Source organism: Stenotrophomonas sp. YJH_SMC_73 (genome assembly GCF_059370155.1).
Genome location: NZ_JCAFTJ010000001.1, coordinates 190,563 through 213,432, shown reverse-complemented (window position 1 = coordinate 213,432; position 22,870 = coordinate 190,563). Strand labels below are relative to the sequence as shown.

Sequence of the window (22,870 nt, the reverse complement as noted above, 5' to 3'; positions counted from 1 at the left end):
GTAGCGTATTGTCCAGGCGATGTCCGCTTCATGTCGCCCGCGCGTCGGCCACCGGCTGCCAGGCCTGGCGCAGGCGCGGCAACGACCACGCCGCATTGGCAGGGCTGGTCGACGGCAGCGCGACCACCTTCGGCGGGGCCTCCAGCCGCGGCAACACCCAGCGCTGGAATGCCTGCAATGACGCGCCGCCATTGCAGCCGATCAGCGTCAGCTCAGGCAACGTGGCGATCAGTTCCGGCAGTGCATTGGCCACTTCCGTGCCATGCACGATGTCCGCATCCAGGCTGCCGCGCCGCTCGCAGCGCCCGATCACATCCCACAGGCCGATGCCTGCGGCGTTCAACGCCTGCAGCCGTTGCGCATAGGGCAGATCCGCGTCGAAACCGCAGATATCGGCCATCAGCGGCCAGAAGCGGTTGCGAGGATGCGCGTAGTAGCGCTGCTCCTGCAGGGATGCCACGCCTGGCATCGAGCCCAGCAGCAGCACCCGGCATCCCACGTTCACCTGCGCTGGCAGGCCAATGCACAACGTTGCTGCGCTCACATCTTCTCCAACTGCATGAATGTCGGCCAGAGCAGAAAACGCCATGAATAAAGGCATTCCGCACCCGTCGCTGAACAAGGAAAACTATTTTTTAACGTGCGTCGGATTCGATTCATGTTGGGGCGACTACGGTGTGCTCGCCCCGCAACCGGGGGCCCAAAACAAGAAACATTAGGAGATACCCCCATGCGCTCCATCCGTATCCTGAGTCTCGCCCTGCTGACCTCCGCCGCCTTCGCGCCGGCCGCTTTCGCCCAGGACAGCAGCACCACCGATACCGCTTCGGGCAAGCATTTTGCCGTTGTTGGCGGCATCTCGCTGCTGGAGCCGAAGAACGACCCGATCACCGGCGTGAAGAAGACCGACGGTGGCCCGGCGCCGACCGTCAGCTTCAGCTACTACATCAACGACAACTGGGCCGTTGAGCTGTGGGGCGCTGCCGACAAGTTCGACAACAAGTTCAAGGGCCCGAACAACGCCCGCCTGGGTTCGGTCGAGCAGCAGCCGGTCGCGCTGAGCGGCCAGTACCACTTCGGCCAGGCTGACAACGTGTTCCGCCCGTTCGTGGGCGTGGGCTACTACCAGTCGAGCTTCAGCAACGAGAAGCTGGGCAACGGCGCTGACACCGACATCCGCTTCAAGGATGCCAAGGGCGTGATCGGCACCGTCGGCGTCGACATGAACATCAACTCCACCTGGTTCGCCCGCGCTGACGCCCGCTACATGCGCGCCCGCCCGGACATCAAGGTCGGCGGCGAGAAGATCGGCGAAGCCAAGATGGATCCGTGGACCGTCGGCTTCGGCATCGGCGCCCGCTTCTGATCCAGGCAGCACCTGCTTCACTGATGCAACGCGACGGGCCCTTCGGGGCCCGTCGTCGTTTCCGTCACCCGCGTTCCGCGTGTAGAGCCGAGCCCATGCTCGGCTGCTTTTTTGTAGAGTCGAGCCAAGCCCCCTATCCCGAGTCGAGCGGCGGGCTCCGCGCGCATTGCGATGCGTTACGTTCAATGGCGCCCACGGTCAAGGGTGGCGCGGCTCGGCTCTACAGACACAGGACGCGGAGACACGATGGACGACGTCGACCTGCTGGTGATCGGTGGCGGCATCAATGGCGCCGGCATCGCCCGTGACGCCAGCGGTCGCGGCCTGCGCGTGCTGCTGTGCGAACAGCATGACCTGGCCGCGCACACCTCCAGCGCCAGCAGCAAGCTGATCCACGGCGGCCTGCGCTACCTGGAGCAGGGCGAGTTCGGGCTGGTGCGCAAGGCGCTGGGCGAACGCGAGGTGGTGCGCCGGCAGGCGCCCCATCTGGTCCATCCGCTGCGCTTCGTCCTGCCGTGGGAACCGCACCTGCGCCCGCGCTGGATGCTGCGCGCGGGGCTGTGGCTGTACGACCATCTGGGCCGGCGCAGCCCCGCCTTCCCCGCGTCACGCGCACTGGAACTGCAACACGATCCGCTCGGCCAGTGGCTCTCCCCGGCGCTGCGGCAGGCCTTCAGCTACGCCGATGCGCAGGTCGATGACGCGCGGCTGGTACTGCTCAACGCCCTGGATGCCGCGCAGCGGGGCGCACAGGTGCAGGTGCGCAGCCGCTGCATCGACCTGCACCCCGTGCAGGGCCGGTGGCGGGCCGTTCTGGAATCCGCCGATGGCCAGCGGCACCCCGTGAATGCCCGCGCCGTGGTCAATGCGGCGGGCCCGTGGGCCGGGGGCCTGCTGGAACGGATGCAGACGCGCAGCGGCGGCCCTGCGCTGCGCCTGGTGCAGGGCAGCCACATCGTGCTGCGCAGGCCCTGGCCCGATGACAGCGCCTGCCTGCTGCAGCAGCCCGACGGACGGGTGGTGTTCCTGCTGCCTTTCGCCCACGACCACCTGCTGGTGGGCACCACCGATACCGACTATCGCGGTGACCCGGCGCGCTGCAGCGTGCTGCCTTCCGAGGTGACCTACCTGTGCGAAGCGGCCAATCGCTACCTGCGTGACCCCATCGCCCCGGACGAGGTGGTCTGGGCGTTCGCCGGTGTCCGTCCATTGCTGGCCGACCCGGATCCGCGCGCAGCGCAGCTGAGCCGCGACTACCGCCTTCAGGTGCAGGTGGACCCGGCGCCGGCGCTGCATGTACTGGGCGGCAAGCTGACCACCTACCGGGTGCTGGCCGAGGAGGCACTGGACCTGCTGCGCCCTGCCCTGCCACAGATGGGACCGGCCTGGACGGCGCGCGGAGACCCGCTGCCGGGCAGCGACTGGGGCGACGCCGCACAGGCGTGCTCGCGCCTGCTGGCGCTGGCACCGTGGTTGCCCGAAGGTATCGCGCGACGCTGGGCCGGGGCCTATGGCAGTCGCAGCGCGGAACTGCTGCAGGGTGTACACGGCCTGCACGATCTGGGCGAGGACTTCGGCGGTGGCCTGCATGCACGCGAAGTGGACTTCCTGCGCGAACGCGAGTGGGCGTGTGACACCGACGATATCCTGTGGCGCCGGAGCAAGCTGGGGTTGCGCCTGGATGCTGCGCAGGTGGCACGGCTGCAGGCGTGGATGGAGGGGCGGATCCCTTTTCCACGGAAAGGGCTCTGACCCCCGTGTTGCCACGTGTGCCAACCCAGGTTGGCAGCTCTACCAGGGCAGCCGCGCGCGACGCGATCGATGCATTAGGATTTCCCCATCGCCATTGGAGACGCTGCATGACGCCCCGCTACGTGCTGGCCATCGACCAGGGCACCACCAGTTCGCGCGCGATCCTGTTCGACCGCGCCGGCGACATCGTCGGCAGCGCGCAGCGCGAGTTCGCGCATATCTTCCCGCAGCCCGGCTGGGTCGAGCATGACCCGCGCGAGATCCTTACCAGCGTCTATGCCACATTGACCGAACTGCTCAGCCGCGGGCAGATCGACCCACGCCATATCGCCGCGCTGGGCATCACCAACCAGCGCGAAACCACCGTGGTCTGGGACCGTGCCACCGGCCAGCCGATCCACAACGCCATCGTCTGGCAATCGCGGCAGAGCCACGCCATCTGCGAGCGGCTGAAGTCCGACGGGCATGAAGCACTGATCCGCGAGCGGACCGGGCTGCTGATCGACGCCTATTTCTCCGCGACCAAGGTGCGCTGGATCCTCGACCACGTGGATGGTGCGCAGCAGCGCGCCGAACGTGGTGAGCTGCTGTTCGGCACCATCGACAGCTGGCTGGTGTGGAACCTCAGCGGTGGCCAGGCACATGTGACTGACTACAGCAATGCGGCGCGCACGCTGCTGTTCAACATCCACACGCTGGACTGGGATGACGACCTGCTGGCCCTGCTCGACATTCCGCGCGCGATGCTGCCGCAGGTGCGCGACTCCAGCGCGGTGTACGCACACACCCGGCCGCAGTTCTTCTTCGACCATCCGATCCCCATCGCCGGCATCGCCGGTGACCAGCAGGCGGCGCTGTTCGGCCAGGCTTGTTTCCAGCCGGGCATGGTCAAGAACACCTATGGCACCGGTTGCTTCATGTTGATGCACACCGGCGCGCAGGCGGTGCGGTCGCGCAACGGCCTGCTGACCACCATTGCCTGGGGCCTGGACGGCCGCGTGGAGTACGCGCTGGAGGGTTCGATCTTTATCGCCGGCTCGGTGGTGCAGTGGCTGCGCGATGGACTACGCATGATCGAACGCGCCAGCGACAGCCAGGCGCTGGCTGCGCAGGTGCCCGACAGTGGCGGCGCCTACCTGGTGCCGGCGTTCGTCGGCCTCGGCGCGCCCTATTGGCGCAGTGATGTGCGCGGTGCGATGTTCGGCCTGACCCGTGGCACCCGCAAGGCGCACTTCGTGCGCGCCGCGCTGGAAGCGATGGCCTACCAGACCCGCGATGTACTCGATGCGATGCAGTCCGATGCGGGTATCGCGCTGACCGAGCTGCGCGCTGATGGCGGTGCGATCGGCAACGACTTCCTGGCCGGTTTCCAGGCCGACATTCTCGGTGTGCCGCTGCTGCGGCCGCGACTGACCGAGACCACCGCGCTGGGTGCGGCCTATCTGGCCGGCCTGGCAGTGGGGTTCTGGAACAGCCGCGAACAGATCGCCGCGCAATGGGGCCTGGACCGGCGCTTCGAGCCACGGATGGAGGTGGCCCGGCGCGAGAAACTGTATGCGGGATGGCAGCAGGCGGTGGCCGCCACCCTCGCCTTCCACGTCGATTGAAATGGCAATGCCCTGCCCTGCTGCGGCACGTGGAGTGACACTGTAGAGCCGAGCCATGCTCGGCTGCTGCTGGCGGGATACCGCAAAAAGCAGAGCCGAGCATAGGCTCGGCTCTACAGGCGAATGGGCGCTGGCGTCAGAACGCCGGCAGCACCGCGCCCTTGTACTTGGTCTCGATGAACGCCTTCACCTGCGGGCTGGTCAGGGCCTTGGCCAGCTTCTGCACGCGGGCGTCGTCCTTGTTGTCCGGGCGCGCGACCAGGAAATTCACGTACGGCGAGTCCTTGCTCTCGATCGCCAGCGCATCCTGGGTCGGGTTGAGGCCTGCGTCCAGCGCGTAGTTGGTATTGATCAGGGCCAGGTCGACCTGGTCCAGCACGCGCGGCAGCATCGCCGAGTCGAGCTCGCGGAACTTCAGGTTCTTCGGATTGGCGATGATGTCGCGCTGGGTCGCCAGTGCGTTGGTCGGGTCCTTCAGCTCGATCACGCCGGCCTTGTGCAGCAGGATCAGCGCGCGGCTGTTGTTGCTCGGGTCGTTCGGGATCACCACGTCGGCGCCTTCGCGCAGCTCGGCCAGCGACTTGACCTTGCGCGAGTACGCACCGAACGGCTCGATGTGCACGCCGATCACCTTCACCAGGTCGGTCTTGCGGTCGCGGTTGTAGGCATCCAGGTAGGGCTCGGTCTGGAAGTAGTTCGCATCCACCTGCTTCTGCACCAGCTGGTCGTTGGGCTGCACGTAGTCATTGAACACCCGCACGTCCAGGTCCACGCCTTCCTGCTTGAGGATCGGCTTGACCACCTCGAGGATCTCGGCATGCGGCACGGCCGTGGCGGCCACCACCAGCTTCTGCGAGGGCTCGCCGGACTTGCCGCAGGCGGTCAGGGCCAGCGCAGCGGCGAGCAGGGGCAGCAACAGGGTCTTTTTCATGGGGGATTGAATTCTCGGGGGAGTGTCAGGAGTTTTCGTAGTTGCTCAGGGCCAGCTCAAGCAACGCCTTGGCCTGCTCGCGCAGCATCATGGGCTCGACGATCTCGGCATCCGAGCCGTAATGCAGCACATCCATCAGCAGCTCGCGCGAGACGCTGTACGGCACCTTCAGCTCATAGCGGCCGTCGGCCAGGAAGCGGCCCTGCTGCTTGGAATGCCAGTGCTCGTCGGCCACCCAGCGCGCGGCCTTGGCGCTGAACAGGATGGTCGCCCAGCCCTTCGGCGCGCCAGAGAAGATGCCGTAGCTGGCGCCGAGCTGCTCGTCCAGCTCGCTGTCGGCGACATCGCGCGCGGTGCTGTCGACCACCCGCGCCTTGTGGATGCGGTCGACCGCGAAACTGCGCAGGGCGTCGCGGTCATGGTCCCAGGCATCCAGGTACCAGTTGTCGCGATAGTGGGTCAGGCGCTGCGGCGAGACGGTGCGCTTGGTCGGCTCGTCGGTGGAACGGGCACGGTACTCGAACGCCAGCTGGCGGCGCTCCAGCACGGCCGATGCGACGCTGCGGAAGCTGCCTTCGTCAAACTTGCGGCCACGGTGCGGAATCACCCGCACGCGGTCGACCGGCCAGCTGGACACGCCGGCCTGGGCCGCCAGCAGGCTCTCGATGCGTTGCTGCAGCGGTGCCAGCACCGACGACAGCACACCACCGCCGGTCCGCGCCAGCAGGTGCTGCGAGGCCAGCAGGGCATGCAGCTCCTCCGAGCTGAGCCACAGGCCGGGCAGCTCGAAACGGTCGCTCTCGTCAGCCTGGTAGCGGAAGCCCGCCTCGCCGTCGCCCTCGATCGGTGCCATCAGCGCATCGCGCAGGAAGGCCAGGTCGCGGTAGACGGTGGCGCGGGAACAACCGAGCTTGTCCTGCAGGGTCGCCACCGTCACCGGATAGCGCGCGGACTTGAGCAGACGATGCAGGGCGGTGATGCGTTCGTATCGGTCCATACCCCCGATTATGTCCGAGTCGCGGGTCTTGTGTGGGACGTTTGGGCTATCGTGGTCGCCCCCACCCCCATGGAATGCCCGATGCGCCGGTTGCCTGCCCTGTCCCTGCTGGCCTGCCTGCTGCTGGCCGCCTGTGATCGCGCGCCGGCGCCGGCCGGCGCCGAGCCCCCGGTACCCGTCGCCGATCCGACGCAGGCGGTGCTGGGCGCCAGCCAGCGTTTCGCGGCCCTGCGCAGCTTCCACGCCGAACTGGAGGTGCTGGGCGCACCACAGCCGGTGCGCAGCGCCATGGACTTCGTCGCGCCTGATCGTTTCCGGGTGGAGACGCCGGCGGGGCCGCAGACCATCATCGGCGACACCATGTTCCTGCAGGCCGACGGCGCGATCCGCCAGGTGCCGACCCCGCCCGGCCTGCTCGAGCAATGGCGCAACCCGCTGCCCGCCGATGCCCTGCCCGCCGATCTGAAGGCCGAAGATCTCGGCAGCCAGTCGCTGGACGGGGTGCAGACCCGGCACTACCGGCTGCGCGGTGCCCAGCCCGGCGAACGCCTGGAGTACTGGGTGGATGCCCAGGGCCTGCCACGCCAGATCGTACGCAGCGGCAGCAGCAATGGCCGCAGCTTCCAGCTGCGCCTGCGCTATTCGCGCTTCAACGACCCTGAGGTGCGCGTCGATCTGCCCTGAATAGGCGACCGCGCCAACGTTCGCTGAAGCGCGCATTGGATCGATTCGGACCGCCATCACGCTTCCAGTATCATCACCGGCTGTCAACCGTTCCGGAGAAGCCTCGATGTCCCTGCGCGTGTCCCTGCTGATCCCCCTGCTGCTGTGTGCGCCGCTCGCATACGCGCAGGATGCCTCCGAGCTGGCGGCGATGTCCTCGCCGTGGAGCGGCAGTGGTGGCGAGCTCGGGTTTGCCTCGGCACGCGGCAACAGCAGCACCGAGAGCTTCAACGGCCGCCTGCGCCTGCGCTACACCGACGGTGACTGGGTGCACAGCATGGACCTGTTCGGCCTCCGCTCCAGCTCCAAGGTGACCGAAACCAACGACGACGGCACCACCACCCGCCGCAACAACACCACCGCCAACCGCTACACCGGCAGTGCCGGCAGCGCGCTGCAGCTGGGCGAACACCGCCAGCTGACCGCGACGGTGCGTACGGAACGCGACGACTTCGCCACCTACGACCGCCAGAGCTCGTTCGGTCTGGGTTACGGCACCCGCCTGTGGAACACCGAGCGCTTCTCGTTCGACGCGCAGATCGGCCCCGGTGTGCGCCGCACCCACAGCACCGAGGACGACCGCACCCGCACCGGCCTGATCGGCCGTGGCCTGTTCGACATGAAGTATTCGCTGACTGACAACACCGACCTGGTCAACACGCTGCTGGTCGAATCCGGTTCGTACAACACCTTCGGCCAGAACGACTTCGGTGTCTCGGTGAGCATGAACGAGCACCTGGCACTGAAGGCCGGCTGGCAGGCGCGCTACAACAGTGACGTGGCCGAGGACAAGCGCAAGACCGATACGCTGACCACGATGAACGTGGTCTACAAGTTCAAATAAGCAGAACGGGCGCCAGGGCGCCCGTTCTTCTTCCGGTAGTGCCGGCCGCTGGCCGGCAACTGCGTTCAAGTGGTGGCACGCGGTTGCCGGCCAGCGCCCGGCACTACCGGCGGTAGCTCAGACGTTCAGCAGTTCGCCGGCACCGGCTTCCAGCAGCATCTTCGCCACGCGCTGGCCCAGCGCCTCCGGATCCCGGGCCGGGCCCACCGCCTCGGCGCGCACCGCACGACCATCGCTGGCACTGCCGACCAGGCCCTGCAGGTGCAGGTCGTCACCCTGCCACTGCGCGATGGCCGCCACCGGCACGTGGCAGCTGCCATGCAGCGCGCGGTTCATCGCCCGCTCGGCTTCCACGCAGGCGCGCGTAGCGGCGTCATCAAGCGTGGCGAACAGCGCCATCAGGCGCGTATTTCCACCGTCGCACTCCACCGCCACCGCGCCCTGCGCCGGTGCCGGCAGCCACTGCGGCGGTTGCAGGCGCGCGACGATGCGCCCGCCCAGGCCCAGGCGCTCCAGGCCGGCCACGGCCAGCACGATGGCGTCGTAGCCACCATTGTCGAGCTTGGCCAGGCGGGTGTTGACGTTGCCGCGCAGGTCCAGCAATTCCAGATCCGGGCGCAGCGCGCGCAGCTGGGCCTGGCGGCGCAGCGATGAGGTGCCGACCCGCGCACCGATCGGCAGCGCGTCCAGCGAGGCGTACAGGTTGGAAACGAAACCATCGGCTGGATCGTGGCGGGTCAGCATCGCCGGCAGCGCGAAGGGTTCGTCCAGTTCCATCGGCACATCCTTCAGCGAGTGCACGGCGCAGTCGGCCTCACCGCGCAGCATGGCCAGCTCCAGCTCCTTCAGGAACAGGCCCTTGCCACCGATGGCGGCCAGCGAGCGGTCGAGCACCTCGTCACCGCGGGTGCTCATCGGCACCAGTTCCACATGCAGCCCGGGATGGGCCTGGCGCAGGCGGTTGGCGACGTGTTCGCTTTGCCAGAGGGCGAGCGGGCTCTTGCGGGTGGCGATGCGGACGGTTTCCATCCGGTCATTATCGCGCCTTCGGCGCGGATACGGCCAACGGCGGAGCCCCTCGTGGCTGGCGGCGGGGTCGTGAAAGCAACAGCCGCGCTTGGCCGGGCGGGGTGGGTTCGCGGGGGACGCCGTAAACCCGTCCCTGGGGGCTTGGCCGCGGCATCCATGCCGCGGACACCCCCGCGAACCCACCCCGCCCGGCCTCTGACAGTTTCCGTGTGCGTCAGCCACGGAAGATCAAAAGAAAAGAAAAAAGAGCAGAAGCAAAAGCAACTGCCGAAGGCTTCCGGGGTCAGATCCCTTTTCCGCAGGAAAAGGGATCTGACCCCTCTTCCCCCACCCGATAACAACAATGCCTTTGCCGTCCGACGCGGGAAAAACGAGAGGGTTGGGCCGGGGTGGGGTGGCGGGACCGTTGGCGCCATGGATGGCGCCATCGAGCTTACATGGATGTACTTGCAGCGTGTCCCGCCACCCCACCCCGGCCCGACCCAGCACGTAAGAACAACGAGCCGGCCAACCTGCTGTTGATCTTGATGTTGATGTTGATCTGTAAGCAGTCGCGGCCGCAGGCCGCGCGGGACCACTCACAGATGCCGCAGTTCCTGCTTCAGCGTCGCCACACAGCGGCGGCTGACTTCCAGCGGCTGCCTGCCATGCCGCAGCACCGCCTGCACCTGCCCGCCGGAGCCGCGGCGCAGCTCCACCAGCTCGTGCCGCGCCACCAGGCAGTTGCGATGGATGCGGATGAAGCGGCTGGCGAACTCTTCTTCCAGCGACTTCAGCGATTCCTCGATCAGGTCCTCGCCGCGCGCGTGGTGCACCACCACGTACTTCTCTTCGGCCTGCAGGTAGTGGATGTCGTCCAGCGGAATCAGCCGCAGGCTGCCGCGCAGGCGTGCGCACAGTACGCTGCGTGCCTGCTGCCCGCTGTGCGCCTGCGGCTGGCCATCGCGACCGGCCAGGAACGTGCGTGCCCGTGCAATCGCCGCTGCCAGGCGTTCGGCGCGCACCGGCTTCATCAGGTAATCGATGGCTGCCGCTTCGAAGGCCGACAGCGCATGCGCATCGTAGGCAGTGCAGAACACCACCGCCGGCCGCGGTTCGAAGCTGGCCAGGTGGCGGGCTGCTTCCAGGCCGTCCAGCCCAGGCATTGCGATGTCCAGCAGGACCAGGTCCGGCTGCAGCTCCGCGCACGCGTGCAGGGCCTGCTCGCCGTTGCCGGCCTCGGCCACCACGTCCACGCCGTCCTGTGCGGCCAACAGGCTGCGCAGGCGCTCACGCGCCAGTGGTTCGTCATCGGCGATGACTACCCTCACGATCGTCCCCTCACTGGATCGGCACTGTCACCTGGCAGGCATAGTAGCCCTCGCTCCAGCCAGCCGTCATCCGCGCGGCACTGCCAAAGCGCCAGGCCAGCCGATGGCCGATGCTGTGCTGGGCATGGCCAGCCCCCCGCGCCAGGGCCAGCCCGGGCGCCTGCGGATCAGGCGCGGGATTGCGCACGCGGATCTGCAGATCGTTGCCCTCGCGCAGCAGCTGCAGCTCGATGGTGCCGCCCTCGGGCAGGCGCGAAATGCCATGCAGCACGGCGTTTTCCACCAGCGGCTGCAGTACCAGCCTTGGCAATGGCAGGTCCCACGGCAGCGGCTCGTCACGCTGCCAGCGCACCTGCAGGCGTTCGCCCAGGCGCAGCGATTCGATCGACAGGTAGCGCTCGGCCAGTTCGCATTCGTCGCGCAGGGTGGAATCGCCCTCGCCTGCACCGAGCGCAGCACGGAACAGATCGGACAGGTCGAGCACGGCACGCTCGGCCACCGCCGGGTCCCGATGCAGCAGGCTGGCGATCAGGTTCATGCTGTTGAACAGGAAATGCGGGCGGATGCGCGCCTGCAGCGCATCGGCCTGCGCGCGCGCATTGGCCTGCACCTGGGCCGCCCAGCGGTCGCTGACATAGAAGTAGCGCAGCGCCAGCGCGCTGATCAGCGCGGTGGTGGCGGCGCTGCCGAGGGTGAAGCGCCAGAAGCTGATGCCGTTGGCGAAACTGTCACCCAGCACCGCGTACAGCGCGTGCACGATGCCGGCGCAGACCACCGCGATCAGGGCCGCCAGTGCGATGGCAGCGACCGCCCCCATCACCTGCGGCAGCCTGGACAGCGCCTGCCGCAGCAGGCACAGGCTGGCGGTCACGGCCAGCGCCAGCCACAGCGCGAAGCCGCTGGCCGACAGCAGCTCGCCAACGGTCCAGTGGCGGCTGCCATCCGGCGCAAGCGCCAGCACCACCACCACCAGCTCGGCCAGGCCCAGCATCGCCGCCAGCCGCGGCAGGCGGCACAGTTCCGGCATCCACGGCGATGGGCTGGCCAGGGGCATGGCTCAGGCCGCGCCCAGCCGTTCCTGCAGCCAGTCACCCAGTGCCTGGATTTCCTCGGCACAGACCTGGTGGGCCATCGGGTAGCTGTGCCACGCCACGTCCAGGCCCAGCGTACGCAGCGCCTGTGCGCTGTGGGCCGCCACGGCCTGCGGAATCACCGGGTCGCCACTGCCATGGGCCATGAACACCGGCACCTGCACCGCGCCTTCAACGCGCGTGGCACTGTCGGCTTCGGGCAGATAGGTGGACAGGGCGATCAGGCCGGCCAGCGGCGCGGTACGCGACAGTGCAGCAGTCAGGATGATCGCACCACCCTGCGAGAAGCCGGCCAGGAAGATCTTCTCCGCCGCGACGCCACGCTCGATCTCGCGCGCGATCAGCGCGTCCAGCTGCACCACCGATTCCTGCACGCCGGCCATGTCGGCACGCGACCGGAAGTCCATGCCGACGATGTCGTACCAGCCGCGCATGGGCACGCCGTTGTTGATCGTGATCGGCCGCACCGGTGCGTGCGGGAACACGAAGCGCAGCGCCGGCCAGTGCGGCCGCACCAGCTCCGGCACGATCGGCGCGAAATCATGGCCATCGGCGCCGAGGCCGTGCAGCCAGATCACCGACCACTGCGGCGAGGCGCCGGTTTCCTGTTCCACCGTTTGCAGCATGATGCGGCTCCTTCAAGTTCGAGCCGCATTATGCCGCTGGCGTGGGGCAATCAGTACAGCGGCGGTTGCTCGGCCGCTTCGCGCCGCAGCTGCGCGGCGCGGACCAGTACCGGTGGCGGGATGTTCTCTTCGGGAATGTCCAGCAGGCCCAGGCGATGCAGGAAGGCGCCCGGACCACGCGAGGAGGTCAGCGCCACCACCGGAATGGCCAACACCATGCCGATCACCACCGGCGCCATCCACGCCGCCAGCGACGGCGACACGGCCCAGGCCAGCACGCCCATGAAGGCGCCGAACACACCCAGGCCACCGTAGCCGCGGATCAGTGCCAGCCACGAGATGCCGCCGTCGTCACGCTGCTGCGCATCCCAGCCGGAATCGCGGCCGGACAACACTTCGGCCACGCCCCGCGACTGCACGTACATCACCACCGGCGCCATCAGCGCGGCCAGCACGGTCTCCACCAGCATCGACACGAAGGCACGGATCGCACCGCCGCAGCCGCGGCGGTCGACCGGGTCCAGCAGCATCGCCAGGTAACCGAGCACCTTGGGCAGCAGCAGTACCGCCATCGTGGCGGCGAACAGGCGCACCACCTGCTCTTCGTCCTGTGCGCGCCAGTACACGCTGGGCGACAGGTGCAGCAGGGCATTGAAGTCGATGCCCTCCTGGAACAGCGGGATGGCGATGCCGATCAGCATCAGCATTGCCCACATCGGTGCGGTGAAATAGTGGCCGATGCCGATCAGCATGTGCGTGCGGCTGATCCAGTGCAGGCCGCGGCTGCCCACGACCTTGCCGTGCTGCAGGTTGCCCTGGCACCAGCGGCGGTCGCGAACCAGCAGATCGGTCAGCGTCGGCGGGCCCTCTTCATAGCTGCCACCGAGGTAGGGCACCATGTGCGCGGCCCAGCCGCCACGACGCATCAACGCTGCTTCGACGAAGTCATGGCTGAGCACGTGGCCGCCGAACGGCTTGCGCCCCGGCAGCGCCGGCAAGCCGGCGTGGTCGGCGAAGGCGCGGGTACGGATGATGGCGTTGTGGCCCCAGTAGTTGCTCTCGGCGCCATGCCACCAGGCCACGCCACGGGCGATCACCGGCCCGTACACGCGGCCACCGAACTGCTGCATGCGTGCGAACAGGGTGCGGCCGCCGATCACCGACGGCAGGGTCTGGATCAGGCCGACGTCGGCGTTGTGCTCCATGCCGGCCACCAGGCGCACGATGCTGTCGCCGGTCATCAGGCTGTCGGCGTCGAGGATCAGCATCTGCGGGTAGGCACCGCCGAAGCGACGGACCCAGTCGGCGATGTTGCCGGCCTTGCGCCCGCTGTTGTCACCACGGCGGCGGTAGAACAGGCGGATCTGCCCGTCCGGCACCCGCTCGCGCAGCTCGCCGAACACCCGCTCCTCGGCAGCGGCGATGTCCTCGCGACGGGTATCGCTGAGCACGAAGAAATCGAATCGGCCGAGCTGGCCGGTGGCCGCCACCGACTCGTAGATCGCCTGCAGGCCCGCCAGCAGGCGGCGCGGGTCTTCGTTGTAGGTCGGCATCAGCAGCGCGGTGCGGCTGTGCACGGTCGGCAGCGGCTTGTCCGGGTCGATGCCGAGGCGATAGCCACGGTCGAACACGGCGGTCAGGAAGCCGGCCAGGGCGCTGGCGAAAGACAGCGCGATCCAGGCAAACAGGCCAACGAACAGCACCAGCAGGCAGGCTTCGAGCACGCTGATGCCATTGGCCGACAGCACCCGCCACATCATCCGCGTGGCCACGGCGGTCATGCCGAGCGTGCCACCGAAGATGTACAGCCGGCGCAGGCCGATCAGGCGCGGCGACGTGCGATGCCGCCGGACCTTCAGTGCACCTTCGCGCAGGGTCTGTTCGGGCATCTGCAACGGCGATTCAGCGGGCAGCAGCGCCCAGCCGGCGTCGAGCCGGGGCGTTTCTGCTTCCGCATGGATGGTCTGCACCCCCATCGCCGCCTACTCCGCGCCGTCGGCACGGCCGGCCATCCCGGCCGGGCTGCATGCACCAAGGTTCCCGGCGCGCTTTCCCGGCGCCCGCACTTGTCCAGACTGTGTCGGCTTCAGGCCGCACAGTCGATGTCTGTCACTACCGGAACCCACACGATCTCCAACGGGGCGGAATCGAAAATGCGGCCCAGTCTAGGGCGCTGAATGTAAGCCGGGTGCGAAGGCCTACGCCGGGATTTATCCCCATTCAGCAAATAGCAGGCGATCACGTCGGGGGATGGCCAGATGTCCTTGCATCGCCCCGGGTACTGGATCGTATCAAACGCGAACGGTTATCATTTCATTAACCAGGCAGGTCACCGTCTTCCCGCACGGCCGCGACCCACCCAGCTGCGCCGGTCCACACCGCGCGCACCGACGACCCACGGAAGGGTGGCTGCCTGCTGTCTGCCTGCGCCTGCTGCTTCCACCGGGTCACCCCACCTCCCATGGAAGCCGCCATGTCCCCATCGTCCCGTTCCCGTTCCGCGCGCCTGCCGCGCACCCGCCTGGCCCATGCCCTGACCTCCGCCTGCCTGCTGGCCCTGCCAGGCCTGGCCGCTGCAGAGGCCGGCACCGATGCCTCCACCAAGGATCTGGATACCGTGGTGGTCACCGCCTCGGGCAGCCAGCAATGGATCAAGGATGCCCCGGCCAGCATCAGCGTGATCAGCCGTGAGGACATCGAGCGCCAGCCGGTTCCCGACCTGGCCACCCTGCTCAGCCGCGTGCCGGGCGTGACCGGCGGCCTCAGCGCCGTCGGCGAACAGTCCAAGATCAAGCTGCGCGGCATGCCGTCCAACTACACGCTGGTGCTGGTGGACGGCAAGCGCATGGGCAGCTCGGCCGCGACCAACTACCGCCCCGACCTCGGCCGCCAGGACCTGAACTGGATCTCGCCCGACCAGATCGAACGCATCGAAGTGGTGCGTGGGCCGATGTCCTCGCTGTACGGCTCCGACGCCATGGGCGGGGTGATCAACATCATCACCCGGCGCATCGGCGACGAATGGAACGGCAGCGCCACCCACAGCTACACCCGTCCCGGTGATGGCAAGCGCGGCGATACCCAGCAGATCGGCGCGACCTTCTCCGGCCCACTGGGCGAACGCTTCGGCCTGCGCATCGGTGCCAACAGCATGCGCCGTGATTCGGACCAGTCCAACCACGGTGTCTACGGCAATGCCTACGCCGGCGAGAAGGACCGCACTGTCGATGCGCTGCTGCAGTGGAAGCTGAGCGACGCACAGGAACTGTCGCTGGAGGCCGGCCATGGCGTGCAGCAGGCCTTCATCGATGCGTCGCTGGAAAAGCAGGACGAAGGCGCCTGGGGAGCCAGTGAGCTCAAGCGCAGCTCGCTGGCGCTCAACCACGATGGCACGTGGAGCTTCGGCACCTCCAGGCTCAGCGCGTACTGGACCGAATACAAGAACGACATCGGCGCCACCGGCCGCTCAGAGGCCACCGACACGATCATCGAAGGCAGCCTGACCACGCCGTTCACTCTGGGCGTTGAACACCAGTTTGCCGTGGGTGGGCAGTGGAAGCGCCAGGAACTGACCAACACCGATACCATCGGCCGCGCGCCGATCGACTACGCCGGCAACGCCGTCAGCGGCTCCAGCCTGGAAGTGGATACCTGGGCGCTGTTTGTCGAAGACGAACTGAAGCTGCACCGCACCCTGGCCCTGACCGTGGGCGCGCGCCTGGACCACCATGAGAAGTTCGGCGGCCACGTCAGCCCGCGTGCGTACCTGGTCTGGCATCCGGCCGAACAGTGGACCATCCGCGGTGGCGTCTCCAAGGGGTTCCGTGCGCCCAGCCTGACCGAGAATTCGGCCACCGCTGCCACCCAGTCCGGCGGCCGTGGCTGCACCTCGCTGATCCCGCTGGGTTATGCCCGCGGCGGGTGCTACATGGCCGGCAACCCGGACCTGGATCCGGAAACCAGCACCAACCGCGAGATCGGCATCAGCTTCGACAATGACCTGATCGATGTTGGCGTGACCTACTTCCACACCGACTTCCGGAACAAGATCGAATACGCACCGCTGGGCCGCTTCAACGGCATCTGGTGGACGCGCATGAGCAACGTGCAGCGCGCGCGCACCAGCGGCATGGAAGGCAACTTCAACGTCCGCTTCGGCGAGCAGTGGCGCTGGCGCACCTCGGCGACCTGGATGAAGGAAGCCAGGAACCTGACCACCGGCCGCAACCTGATCGATACGCCGGAATTCTCCGGCTACTCGTCGCTGGACTGGTCGCCGAATACGGTGTTCTCCGGCAGCCTGTCGGCGCAGTACACCGGCAGGCAGACCGGCACCGCCACGACCTTCCTCAAGGCCTACATCCTGTATGACCTGACCGTCGCATGGAACGTCAACGAGGTGCTGACCCTGCGCGGTGGCGTCAGCAACCTGGCCGACAAGAAGCTGTATGCGGAAGGCTCCACCGACTACTTCGTCGCCGGGCGCAGCTACTTCCTCAGCATGACCGCGCGCTTCTGACCGGCGGCACGCGCCGTGATCGCGCTGGCGACATGCCAGCGCGATCGACGGTATTGCGGGTTACTCGCTTTCCAGCGCGGCCGGCGCCGCGTCCCGCGTGGCGGCCGTGCGCGCACGGTCCATCGCCACCGCCAGTTGCTGGCGTGCGAGCAGTTGTTGTGCCTGCACCACTTCAGGTGTCGGCAGGAGCACCGGTCCCGGTGCGTTTTCCGGTGTAGCAGGTGTGGTCATGCAACCTCCATGGACATCCCGCCGCCGCACGGGTCCAACCGGGGCGGCAGCGGAACTGCGCACCCTATCCTAAAAACAAGGCGGGCGGGTGACGGTGCGGCACCCGGCCGCAGCCTGTGGAACACGGCACGCGTCACATTTTTGACGGCAGCCCTTGGATCCTGAATAGGACTTGCCTTATCATGAAAACGTTTTCTCACAGGGATGTTTCCCCCAAATGAATACCACTGACCTGTCCCAGTTCAGCCCGAAGTGGCAGTTCCGCTTCAACTTCTTCCGCCAGCATGGCGCGCCCAAGAATCCCGGTTTCAAGCAGGCCTGGAAGGCGCTGTCGTTCGGTGACCGCCTGAAGATCAACCTGAACTTCTTCGCGTTGTTCTTCGGTGCGATCTACCTGTTGATCCTGGGCATGTGGCGCAAGGCGCTGGTGGTCATCGGCATCAACATCGCGCTGGCCATCGTCAGCATGTTCCTTCCCGACGTCGTCGGGCGCATGCTGTTCATCGCGATGAATCTGCTGGTCGCCTCCAGCACCAACTACAGCTACTACCTGGAGAAGGTGGAAGGTCGCGCCAGCTGGAACCCGTTTGAAGGAATGTTCTAAGCCATCAGACCGGCGCAGGGATGCGCGGCAAGGACGCAACCGACGCCCGGCCCCCGCCGGGCGTCTTCATTTGCGCGATCAGGCCGCGCGGCGTGCCACGGCCGCCGGCTCGGCCTGCAGGCGGAAGCGCGACACCGCCACCGCCAGCTGCTCGGCCTGCTCCTCCATCGCGCGCGCGGCGGCACTGGCTTCCTCCACCAGCGCGGCGTTCTGCTGGGTGGTTTCGTCCATCTGCACCACAGTCTGGTTGACCTGCTCGATGCCGGCCGATTGTTCGCGCGACGCGGCCGAGATCTCGGCCATGATCTCGTTGACCCGACCGACCTGACCGACGATGTCCTGCATGGTGCGCCCCGCGCCGTGCACCAGCTGCGCACCGGCACCGACCTGGGCCACCGAGGCGTCGATCAGCTCCTTGATCTCCTTCGCAGCACCCGCCGAACGCTGCGCCAACGCGCGCACTTCACTGGCAACCACGGCGAAGCCACGGCCCTGCTCACCGGCGCGCGCCGCTTCCACTGCTGCGTTCAACGCCAGGATGTTGGTCTGGAACGCAATCCCATCGATCACCGAGATGATCTCGGCGATGCGCTGCGAAGACGCCTCGATCTGCTCCATGGTGTGCACCACCTGGCTGACCACCTGGCCGCCTTCGCTGGCCACGCCCGCCGCGGAACCGGCCAGCGCGTTGGCCTGCAGCGCGTGGTCGGCGTTCTGGCGCACGGTGGAGGTCAGTTCTTCCATCGACGCGGCGGTTTCTTCCAGGTTGGCAGCCTGCTGTTCGGTACGGCGCGACAGGTCGCTGTTGCCGGCAGCGATCTCACCGGCGGCCAGGCGGATGCTGGCTGCCGACTGCTGGATCTGGCCGACGATCTGGGTCAGGTGCTGCACGGTGCTGTTGGCATCGTCGCGCATCACCGCAAATACCCCATGGAAGTCACCCTGCATGCGGGTACTGAGGTCACCGGCGGCGATCGCGCGCAGCAGCGTCGACAGTGCGGCCAGGTTGTGGTCGCTGACTTCCATCATGGTGTTGAGGGTCTCCACCATGTGGCGGAAATCGTGGTCGAAGCGCAGTGCATCACCGCGCACGGCGAAGTCACCGGCGGCGGCCGCAGCGGCAAGCTGCTGGATCTGCTCGTTGATCGCGGCCAGGTTGCGCTTGGTGGTGGCCATCGCAGCGGTGAACACCGCCTTCTCGCCCGGCAGTGCTTCCATGTCCACGCTGAGGTCGCCGACGGCATAGCGCTGCATCACTTCAACCAGGCGCTGGGTGACCGCGTTGCTGGAGGCCACCAGCTGGTTGCTGTCGGCCACCATGCGGCCGTACTCGCCCGGGAACGCCGCGGCATCCATGCGGTAGCTGAGTTCACCGGCATCGTGGCGGCGCGCCATTTCGGCCTGCGCAGCCATCACCGCCTGCAGCTGGCCGCGCATGCCCTGCATCGCGTCCAGCAGGCGCCCCACTTCGTCGTTGCTGCGCGCCGGCAGGGTGCTGTCCAGCTTGCCGGCGGCGACGTCACCGGCCACGCGCACCGCTTCGGCCAGCGGGCGGATCGCCAGGCGGCGCAGCAGTATGTAGACACCGGCGCTGAGGGTCAGCGCGGCGATCACGCCGACCAGCAGGGTCAGCCACAGCAGCTGGCGCGCTTCGGCCACGATCACCGCATGCGGCATCACCACGCCCAGCGCGAAGCGCTGCGGGGCATCGCCCACGCGCAGCGGCACATACACGCGCACGTTGCCGGCCGCATCGGGGCTGAAGGCCTCGAAGGGGCGGTCGGCGGCGATCTCGGCCAGCATGCTGCGGGTCAGTGCGTCGTCGCGAGGCTTGCCGATTTCGGCGGCATTGGCCGAGGCCAGCACCACGCCCTTCGGCGACAGCAGTTCGACGCGGCCGGCCCCCATCGGCTTCAGCGTGGCCAGGTGCTTCTGCAACGCTGCCAGCGAGAAGTCGACGGTGAAGACACCGAGGAACCTGTCGTTCTCGATGATCGGCGTGCTCAGCGTACTCATCAGCACCTGCTGCCCGGCGATGTCATAGGCATACGGTTCGCTCACTTTCGGCAGCTTGTCGCGGCTGGGCACCATGTACCAGTCACCGGAACCGCTGGCGGTCTCGGTGTAATCGGTCATCACCGACTGCTGCGGCTTGCCGTCCTGCCAGGCCCAGTAGCTCATGTAGCGGCCGGTGGCATCGTGCGCCTCGGTGTTGACGAACTCGGCATCCTTGCCGTCGAAGGCATCGGGCTCCCACATGGTGCTCTTGCCCAGCCATTCGGGATGGGCGCGCAGCTGCTCGCCCAGCACCGCCGCCAGGCTGGCGCGGTCGGGCACGTCACCACGGGCGCGCTGGGCCAGCACGCCTTCAACCATGGCATCGTTGCTGGCAAAGGCGGTGCCCAGATCGGCCGCCACCTGGCGCGCCTCAGCGGTCGCCTCGCTGGTCATGGTCTGGCGCGAGGCGCTGATAAGGCTGGCGCTGGCCTGTCGGTAGATCAAGAACGCGGTCAGGCCGAAGCACAGCAGCGCGATCGCGGCGGTGCCCAGCATCAGCTTGTGGGCGATGCTGCCCGGGCGGCGGGCAGCGGCGGAACGGGAAGAAGGCATGGGAGGGTCCGCAAGGCAGTTCAGGACGACCGGCACCACGAAGGCACCGCGCAGGCGCGCGATCCGTCGCGCAGGCCACCGGCCGCCGGGCGGGCCCGGCGCTGGAAGCGCACCGGGTTAGCGGCCGCCCGCCAACGAGGTTGAGGCGACCGGCCTGCACATTCCTGAATCTGCTCAGGGTCGGGTCAGCCACCCGTCCGTCGCGATGGCCTCACTCGGCCACGCGGTCCTTGATCCACTGCGCGCGCGGCAGTACCTCGATGCTGCCGACGGCATACTGCTGCAGCACGTCGTCCGGCCCGAAGCACGGTTGCCAGCCCAGCTCACTGCGCAGGCGGGCACTGTCGTAGACACGGTCGATGCTCAATGGCAGCGGCCAGCCACGGCGTTCGAACTCGGCCAGCAGCTGCGGCGCGCGACGGGCCAGCACGCTGCGCGGGTGGGTGGCCAGTTCCAGGCAGTCCTCGCGCCGGAACGGCGTCGGTGCGCAGGCGAGATAGCGGGCGAATCGGGCGCCTTCGTCGAGCAGCAGTGCAGCGTGTGCGCTGGCCACATCGCGGGCGTCGATGCCGCGATGCAGGCGGAACATCGCCATGCGCTCGGGCGGTTCCGGGAAGCACCGGCCCATGCGCAGCACGCGAACGCTGAAGCCCGGCGTGGCGGCAGCTTCAGCCAGGGTCTCGGCCTGCAGCTTGGTGCGATGGTAGATCGTGCGCGGCAGTGGCTCGGTGTCTTCGTCGATCCAACGGCAGCCACCGGCTACCACGGCATGGCCGTACAGCGCGGTGGTGCTGGTCAGCACGAAACGCCGTGCGCCGGCTTCGCGTGCGGCCTGCAGCAGGTGCGCGGTTGCCTCCACGTTGATCTGCTGGAATACCGCGTCCGGCACCAGGCCGACATGCGGAGCATGCAGGGCCGCGGTATGGATGACCGCGTCCACGCCCTGCACCGCACGCGTGACCGCCTGGCGATCGGTGACATCGGCAATGATGCGCGTGGTGGCGAACGGGCTGCGGTCCAGCCCCACCACTTCGTGGGCGGCCGCCAACGCACCGAAGATCGCGCGCCCGATGCGCCCGGAACTGCCGGTCAACAGAATCTTCATTGAGTCCATTCACTCGAAGCGCCCGGGAACTACCGGGATGCTTCGATTCTAGGCATGCATTCGCGCATCTGCGATAGGACAGCCATGCAATCGTGCGTTCATCTTGACGACTTCGCAGGCGCCAGCAGTTGCCGCGCGATGAACAGCGGATCGTCGCCGCCGGCCACATCAGGCCTCACGCCGGTGCCTTCCCAGTTGCCGCCGGTGCGCAGATTGATCGGTTGCCGGTCGGGAATGCTGATCTGATAGCCATCGGGCAGCAGCACAGGATCACCAAACATATGCGCGGCACCGCCACTGCGCGTGCCGACAATGCGCGCGCGGCCCAGGGCCTGCAGCGAATAGGCGACGAACTCGGCCGCCGAACCGGTACGCCGGTCGATCAGCACCACCAGCGGCTTCAGGTACACAGGCAGGCTGGCAGGCGGCAGCGGTACCGGCGTGCGCCGGCCACGCTGGTCCAGCTGCTGCACCGCGCCGATCTTCGCGTCCAGCAGCGTGCGCACCAGCAGGTCGGCACTTGCATCGTCGCCTCCCCCGTTCTGGCGCAGATCCAGCACCAGGCCATCGGTGTCGGCCAGCAGCGTGAAGGCCGCAGCGAACTTCGGCCGCGCCAGATCCAGCGGGTAAAAAGTACTCAACCGCAGGTAGCCAATGTTGCCTTCCAGCACCCGCACCTCGCGCACACCGGCACCATTGCTGCGGGCATCGGCACGCCAGGCCATCAACCAGTCGTCCTGGCCGGCAGCTGCGTCCACGCGCTCAACGTGGAAGTGGCCATCGAACATGTCCAGGTCCTGGTTCAGGCGTGCGCTGAACGCAGCAGGATCCGAACAACTGTCCGCATAGCGCTGCTGCGCCGACCAGCTGCGCAGGGCATCGGCGATGCGGGCGGCCTCCGCCTCGTCCAGGTACTGCGCCTGCACGGCGCTGGCGGCCGCCTGCAGCACCGCATCCTGCGCCGGGCAGGCCGTCGCCAGCAGCGCGCCGAGCATCCAGGAGACCGCCATCATCCACCCCGCATTGAGGATATATAAGCGCTTATATATCATCCCACTCATGGATCTCCAACACGCCACGCTGGGTACCCTGCTGCGCGCACTGCTGGACCAGCTGGACCCGGCCGTCGAGCAGGCCTACCGGCACCTGCAACTGGACTACCGGCCGCGCTACACGCCGGTGCTGCGCACGCTGATGGCGCAGGGCCCCTGCCGGATCAAGGACCTCGCGCTGGCCTGCGGGCTCAGCCATTCGGCGCTCAGCCAGACCGTGGCGGCGATGGTGCGCGATGGTTGGCTGCACACTGCCAATGGTGACGACGGGCGCGAACGCATCCTGCAGTTGAGCCCGCGCGCGCAGCGCGCGATGCCCGTGCTGCAGGCGCAATGGCAGGCCACCGCAGTGGCGGCACGCAGCCTCGATGCCGATCTGGGGCAGTCGTTGGAGCAGGTGCTGCGCAATGCACTGGTGGCGCTCGAACAACGGCCCTTCGCACAGCGCCTGCAGGACGCCCGCCGGCGCTGAG

General features: G+C 67.8%; 20 protein-coding genes. 8 read left to right on the top strand and 12 right to left on the bottom strand.

The features are described from left to right. Positions 1 to 28: 28 nt before the first annotated feature. Complete coding sequence (locus AC5P8R_RS01005) at positions 29 to 544, bottom strand: DNA-deoxyinosine glycosylase (protein WP_014648502.1); 516 nt, start codon at positions 542 to 544, stop codon at positions 29 to 31. Between the two features lie 186 nt (positions 545 to 730). On the opposite strand from AC5P8R_RS01005, the gene AC5P8R_RS01000 reads away from it, so the two are divergent. The 3 genes from AC5P8R_RS01000 (at position 731) to glpK (ending at position 4,725) form a co-directional block, all read left to right on the top strand. Next, positions 731 to 1,366 (top strand): OmpW/AlkL family protein, encoded by a 636-nt coding sequence (locus AC5P8R_RS01000; RefSeq protein WP_014648503.1) that lies wholly within the window; start codon positions 731 to 733, stop codon positions 1,364 to 1,366. Between the two features lie 246 nt (positions 1,367 to 1,612). Beyond that, complete coding sequence (gene glpD, locus AC5P8R_RS00995) at positions 1,613 to 3,118, top strand: glycerol-3-phosphate dehydrogenase (RefSeq protein WP_495222923.1); 1,506 nt, start codon at positions 1,613 to 1,615, stop codon at positions 3,116 to 3,118. A 107-nt stretch (positions 3,119 to 3,225) separates the two neighbouring features. Then, a complete protein-coding gene (glpK, locus tag AC5P8R_RS00990; protein ID WP_495222922.1) occupies positions 3,226 to 4,725 on the top strand; it encodes a glycerol kinase GlpK in 1,500 nt (499 codons plus the stop codon). A 136-nt stretch (positions 4,726 to 4,861) separates the two neighbouring features. On the opposite strand, the gene AC5P8R_RS00985 is transcribed toward glpK, so the two are convergent. Together AC5P8R_RS00985 and AC5P8R_RS00980 are read right to left on the bottom strand one after the other, a co-directional pair. Further along, positions 4,862 to 5,656: a MetQ/NlpA family ABC transporter substrate-binding protein gene (locus tag AC5P8R_RS00985; protein ID WP_014648506.1), complete on the bottom strand. Its 795-nt coding sequence runs from the start codon at positions 5,654 to 5,656 to the stop codon at positions 4,862 to 4,864. Between the two features lie 25 nt (positions 5,657 to 5,681). Next, complete coding sequence (locus tag AC5P8R_RS00980; protein ID WP_014648507.1) at positions 5,682 to 6,653, bottom strand: helix-turn-helix transcriptional regulator; 972 nt, start codon at positions 6,651 to 6,653, stop codon at positions 5,682 to 5,684. 81 nt (positions 6,654 to 6,734) lie between these two features. Here AC5P8R_RS00980 and AC5P8R_RS00975 point away from each other — a divergent pair, with 81 nt between their 5' ends. Both AC5P8R_RS00975 and AC5P8R_RS00970 read left to right on the top strand, forming a co-directional pair. Further along, positions 6,735 to 7,337 (top strand): LolA-like protein, encoded by a 603-nt coding sequence (locus AC5P8R_RS00975; protein ID WP_134966655.1) that lies wholly within the window; start codon positions 6,735 to 6,737, stop codon positions 7,335 to 7,337. A 106-nt stretch (positions 7,338 to 7,443) separates the two neighbouring features. Next, positions 7,444 to 8,220, top strand: a complete 777-nt coding sequence (locus tag AC5P8R_RS00970) for a DUF481 domain-containing protein (RefSeq protein WP_032961276.1) — start codon at positions 7,444 to 7,446, stop codon at positions 8,218 to 8,220. A 117-nt stretch (positions 8,221 to 8,337) separates the two neighbouring features. Here AC5P8R_RS00970 and hemC read toward each other — a convergent pair whose 3' ends face one another. The 5 genes from hemC to mdoH form a co-directional block, all read right to left on the bottom strand. Beyond that, entirely contained in the window at positions 8,338 to 9,249 is a 912-nt protein-coding gene (gene hemC, locus AC5P8R_RS00965) for a hydroxymethylbilane synthase (protein WP_014648510.1), read from the bottom strand. A 578-nt stretch (positions 9,250 to 9,827) separates the two neighbouring features. Further along, positions 9,828 to 10,559: a LytR/AlgR family response regulator transcription factor gene (locus AC5P8R_RS00960; protein WP_014648511.1), complete on the bottom strand. Its 732-nt coding sequence runs from the start codon at positions 10,557 to 10,559 to the stop codon at positions 9,828 to 9,830. Positions 10,560 to 10,569: 10 nt separating this feature from the next. Continuing rightward, positions 10,570 to 11,613, bottom strand: coding sequence for a sensor histidine kinase (locus AC5P8R_RS00955; RefSeq protein ID WP_014648512.1), 1,044 nt, complete (start codon positions 11,611 to 11,613; stop codon positions 10,570 to 10,572). Positions 11,614 to 11,616: 3 nt separating this feature from the next. Further along, a complete protein-coding gene (locus tag AC5P8R_RS00950) occupies positions 11,617 to 12,276 on the bottom strand; it encodes an alpha/beta hydrolase (RefSeq protein ID WP_014648513.1) in 660 nt (219 codons plus the stop codon). A gap of 50 nt (positions 12,277 to 12,326) precedes the next feature. Beyond that, complete coding sequence (gene mdoH, locus AC5P8R_RS00945; RefSeq protein ID WP_041863849.1) at positions 12,327 to 14,252, bottom strand: glucans biosynthesis glucosyltransferase MdoH; 1,926 nt, start codon at positions 14,250 to 14,252, stop codon at positions 12,327 to 12,329. A gap of 497 nt (positions 14,253 to 14,749) precedes the next feature. Between mdoH and AC5P8R_RS00940 the strand changes: the two genes are divergently transcribed. Then, entirely contained in the window at positions 14,750 to 16,795 is a 2,046-nt protein-coding gene (locus AC5P8R_RS00940; RefSeq protein WP_495222921.1) for a TonB-dependent receptor domain-containing protein, read from the top strand. Between the two features lie 60 nt (positions 16,796 to 16,855). On the opposite strand, the gene AC5P8R_RS00935 is transcribed toward AC5P8R_RS00940, so the two are convergent. Further along, entirely contained in the window at positions 16,856 to 17,026 is a 171-nt protein-coding gene (locus AC5P8R_RS00935; RefSeq protein ID WP_005419553.1) for a hypothetical protein, read from the bottom strand. A gap of 217 nt (positions 17,027 to 17,243) precedes the next feature. Between AC5P8R_RS00935 and AC5P8R_RS00930 the strand changes: the two genes are divergently transcribed. Then, the gene (locus AC5P8R_RS00930) at positions 17,244 to 17,630 is read left to right on the top strand and encodes a DUF2628 domain-containing protein (RefSeq protein ID WP_014648516.1); all 387 of its coding nucleotides are present in this window, start codon (positions 17,244 to 17,246) and stop codon (positions 17,628 to 17,630) included. A gap of 78 nt (positions 17,631 to 17,708) precedes the next feature. Here AC5P8R_RS00930 and AC5P8R_RS00925 read toward each other — a convergent pair whose 3' ends face one another. The 3 genes from AC5P8R_RS00925 to AC5P8R_RS00915 all read right to left on the bottom strand — a co-directional run bounded on the left by AC5P8R_RS00925 (position 17,709) and on the right by AC5P8R_RS00915 (position 22,355). Then, positions 17,709 to 20,240 carry a methyl-accepting chemotaxis protein gene (locus AC5P8R_RS00925; RefSeq protein WP_495222920.1) on the bottom strand — a complete coding sequence of 844 codons (2,532 nt, stop codon included), beginning with the start codon at positions 20,238 to 20,240 and terminating at the stop codon, positions 17,709 to 17,711. A gap of 211 nt (positions 20,241 to 20,451) precedes the next feature. Next, on the bottom strand, positions 20,452 to 21,345 hold the full coding sequence (locus AC5P8R_RS00920; protein ID WP_014648518.1) for an NAD-dependent epimerase/dehydratase family protein: 894 nt from the start codon (positions 21,343 to 21,345) through the stop codon (positions 20,452 to 20,454). 98 nt (positions 21,346 to 21,443) lie between these two features. Next, positions 21,444 to 22,355: a S41 family peptidase gene (locus tag AC5P8R_RS00915; RefSeq protein ID WP_049439338.1), complete on the bottom strand. Its 912-nt coding sequence runs from the start codon at positions 22,353 to 22,355 to the stop codon at positions 21,444 to 21,446. A gap of 49 nt (positions 22,356 to 22,404) precedes the next feature. Here AC5P8R_RS00915 and AC5P8R_RS00910 point away from each other — a divergent pair, with 49 nt between their 5' ends. Further along, on the top strand, positions 22,405 to 22,869 hold the full coding sequence (locus tag AC5P8R_RS00910; RefSeq protein WP_142235137.1) for a MarR family winged helix-turn-helix transcriptional regulator: 465 nt from the start codon (positions 22,405 to 22,407) through the stop codon (positions 22,867 to 22,869). Position 22,870: the final 1 nt, after the last annotated feature.

Excerpts from the sequence above, each read along its gene's own strand:
- AC5P8R_RS01000 (WP_014648503.1), top strand. The coding sequence starts at position 731 with ATGCGCTCCATCCGTATCCTGAGTCTCGCCCTGCTGACCTCCGCCGCC.
- glpD (WP_495222923.1), top strand. The coding sequence starts at position 1,613 with ATGGACGACGTCGACCTGCTGGTGATCGGTGGCGGCATCAATGGCGCC.
- glpK (WP_495222922.1), top strand. The coding sequence starts at position 3,226 with ATGACGCCCCGCTACGTGCTGGCCATCGACCAGGGCACCACCAGTTCG.
- AC5P8R_RS00985 (WP_014648506.1), bottom strand. The coding sequence starts at position 5,656 with ATGAAAAAGACCCTGTTGCTGCCCCTGCTCGCCGCTGCGCTGGCCCTG.
- AC5P8R_RS00980 (WP_014648507.1), bottom strand. The coding sequence starts at position 6,653 with ATGGACCGATACGAACGCATCACCGCCCTGCATCGTCTGCTCAAGTCC.
- AC5P8R_RS00975 (WP_134966655.1), top strand. The coding sequence starts at position 6,735 with ATGCGCCGGTTGCCTGCCCTGTCCCTGCTGGCCTGCCTGCTGCTGGCC.
- AC5P8R_RS00970 (WP_032961276.1), top strand. The coding sequence starts at position 7,444 with ATGTCCCTGCGCGTGTCCCTGCTGATCCCCCTGCTGCTGTGTGCGCCG.
- hemC (WP_014648510.1), bottom strand. The coding sequence starts at position 9,249 with ATGGAAACCGTCCGCATCGCCACCCGCAAGAGCCCGCTCGCCCTCTGG.
- AC5P8R_RS00955 (WP_014648512.1), bottom strand. The coding sequence starts at position 11,613 with ATGCCCCTGGCCAGCCCATCGCCGTGGATGCCGGAACTGTGCCGCCTG.
- AC5P8R_RS00950 (WP_014648513.1), bottom strand. The coding sequence starts at position 12,276 with ATGCTGCAAACGGTGGAACAGGAAACCGGCGCCTCGCCGCAGTGGTCG.
- mdoH (WP_041863849.1), bottom strand. The coding sequence starts at position 14,252 with ATGGGGGTGCAGACCATCCATGCGGAAGCAGAAACGCCCCGGCTCGAC.
- AC5P8R_RS00940 (WP_495222921.1), top strand. The coding sequence starts at position 14,750 with ATGTCCCCATCGTCCCGTTCCCGTTCCGCGCGCCTGCCGCGCACCCGC.
- AC5P8R_RS00935 (WP_005419553.1), bottom strand. The coding sequence starts at position 17,026 with ATGACCACACCTGCTACACCGGAAAACGCACCGGGACCGGTGCTCCTG.
- AC5P8R_RS00930 (WP_014648516.1), top strand. The coding sequence starts at position 17,244 with ATGAATACCACTGACCTGTCCCAGTTCAGCCCGAAGTGGCAGTTCCGC.
- AC5P8R_RS00925 (WP_495222920.1), bottom strand. The coding sequence starts at position 20,240 with ATGCCTTCTTCCCGTTCCGCCGCTGCCCGCCGCCCGGGCAGCATCGCC.
- AC5P8R_RS00920 (WP_014648518.1), bottom strand. The coding sequence starts at position 21,345 with ATGAAGATTCTGTTGACCGGCAGTTCCGGGCGCATCGGGCGCGCGATC.
- AC5P8R_RS00915 (WP_049439338.1), bottom strand. The coding sequence starts at position 22,355 with ATGGCGGTCTCCTGGATGCTCGGCGCGCTGCTGGCGACGGCCTGCCCG.
- AC5P8R_RS00910 (WP_142235137.1), top strand. The coding sequence starts at position 22,405 with ATGGATCTCCAACACGCCACGCTGGGTACCCTGCTGCGCGCACTGCTG.